Raw genomic sequence first — 2,262 nt, forward strand, 5'->3', positions numbered from 1 at the left:
CGAATGCTGACTACAAAAGTGGAGCTTCGATCGAGCGAAGACGGATCGGATTATATCGAAGGATATGCGCTGAAGTTTGAAAGATGGTCAGATGTACTCGGGTTTTTCGTACCATTCCGTGAGATCATCAGTCAATCCGCACTCGATGGTGCTGACATGTCAAATGTAGTGGCATTGTTCAATCACGACCAAAACATGCCTCTCGCGAGGAACACGGTATCATCCGGTGCCGGTTCGCTTGAATTGTCGGTTGACAATATTGGTTTGCGATTCAAATTGATTCCGACTGATACGAGCTACGCAAAAGATTTGATCGCAAATGTACGGGCTGGCGTCGTGAATCAATGTTCGTTTGCATTTTCTATCGCCGAGGATGGCGATGAGATTTCATATAACGAAGAGCTTGGCATCTACGAACGGCGTATCAACAAGTTTGAGCGCATCTATGACGTATCGGTGGTGACATCGCCGGCATATCCGGACACGGAAGCGGTGGTTGGACAACGAAGTTTGAAGAAATTTGAGGAACTCGAACAGGAGAGAAGCCGTCCAAGTACCGAAGACATCGAAAAATTGAGGTTTGAACTCGACCTGTTAGAAATCTAACGGGTCGTTTTTTATTACAAAAAATTATGGAGGAGTGGAGAGAACATATGGATCCGAAAGAACGTGAATTACGTCAGAAACTCGCTGATAAGTTGGAAGAAGCGCGCAAACTGTTGGATGAAGGGAAATTGGAAGAAGCTCGCAAGGCCAAAGATGAAGCCAAGTCATTGAAAGAACAAATTGATGCGTTGGAAGAACTCCGCGGCTTGGAAGATGAAGCAAAGCGCGGCGTTGATATGCCGCAGGCGCCGGGTATCATCCCGGAACGCAAGAAAGATGATGAAGAAACCGCATATCGTAGCGCATATCTCAAGTGGATGCGCGGCAAGCCGATGAGCGCGGAAGAACGTTCGTTGCTTGAATCCCGTGCCATGACGGAAGGCAGCATGGAAGACGGCGGATATATCGTTCCGCAAGACATTCAAACGAAAATCAATGAGTTCAAACGGCAACTCGTCGCGTTGGAGCCTTTTGTCCGCACGGAAGCTGTAGTCACCAATACAGGTTCGCGTGTGATTGAGAAGCTGGCGGATATGGTGCCGTTCACACAATTGACGGAGGCCGGAAATATTCCGGACACTGATAGCCCGAAATTCGATAGGATTCCGTATTCTATCAAAGATTATGGTGGCATTCTCCCGCTTTCAAACAATCTTTTGTCCGATACGGACCAAAATCTCATGAACTATGTCGCAAACTGGATTGCGAAGAAATCCGTCACTACTCGCAACAAACTCATTCTTGATGTCGTGAAAACCTTCACCGCTAAATCTCTTGATAGTGTAGATGACATCAAGGAAGTGTTGAACGTCGAGCTGGACCCGGATTTGGCGGCTGGCGCGGTCATAATCACCAACCAGGATGCCTTCAATTGGCTCGATCAACAAAAAGACAATATGGGTCGCTATCTGATCCAACCTGATCCGACTCAACCTAACCGCAAGATGCTGTTCGGAGTTCCCATCACGGTGGTAGCTAATCGTTTGCTGCCGTCCGACACGACATCTGGTGTGGTTGCTCCTGTCATCATCGGAAACTTGCAAGAGGCCGTCGTGCTGTTCGACCGTCAGCAGTTGTCGATCGCAAGCACCAACATCGGCGCCGGTGCTTTTGAAACCAACACCACCAAAGTCCGCGCTATTGAACGTATGGACGTCAAACCGTTCGACACCGGTGCGGCGTTCTATTGCTCGTTGACTGTGCAATCAGCGTAATCGAAGTAGGCGCGTCCAAAACGACGCGCCTTTCCTCTTCTTGTCGGAGGTGAGGTGATGGTAAAACTCGAGGATGTAAAAACTTTTTTGCGCATTGATGGTCCGGACGATGATGCGCTGATCCAGTCTTTGATCGATGCGTCTATAGAATATTTGGCAAACGCGGCCGATGCCAACATTGACACGTCATCAAAACTCTATGATCTCGCTCAAAAGATTCTCATCACGCATTGGTATGAGAATCGCGAACCGGTTGGAAAAGCCGATATGTTGCCGTTCAGCCTGGATTCTATGATTCTTCAATTGCGCTATACGGCTCAGGATAGCGATGAAAGTGGTGGGGCATCATGAGCAAAGTTTCTGAATATCGCCACCGCATCACGCTTCAAAAACAAGTCGAAATCGTGGATGATGAAGGTTTCCCATCGACGGATGGAGATTG

3 protein-coding genes are annotated in these 2,262 nt (G+C 48.2%); all 3 read left to right on the forward strand.

The window, feature by feature from the left end; translation table 11 throughout:
- Positions 1 to 606: HK97 family phage prohead protease (locus CCB157_RS16475; RefSeq protein WP_238594752.1), on the forward strand; the 606-nt coding region annotated here is incomplete at its 5' end.
- 47 nt (positions 607 to 653) lie between these two features.
- A complete protein-coding gene (locus CCB157_RS16480; RefSeq protein WP_077616900.1) occupies positions 654 to 1,820 on the forward strand; it encodes a phage major capsid protein in 1,167 nt (388 codons plus the stop codon).
- Between the two features lie 57 nt (positions 1,821 to 1,877).
- Positions 1,878 to 2,171: a head-tail connector protein gene (locus tag CCB157_RS16485; protein WP_369688694.1), complete on the forward strand. Its 294-nt coding sequence runs from the start codon at positions 1,878 to 1,880 to the stop codon at positions 2,169 to 2,171.
- Positions 2,172 to 2,262 lie beyond the last annotated feature (91 nt).

The sequence above is a fragment of the Caenibacillus caldisaponilyticus genome, from assembly GCF_002003465.1.
Classification (GTDB): domain Bacteria; phylum Bacillota; class Bacilli; order Bacillales; family Sporolactobacillaceae; genus Caenibacillus; species Caenibacillus caldisaponilyticus.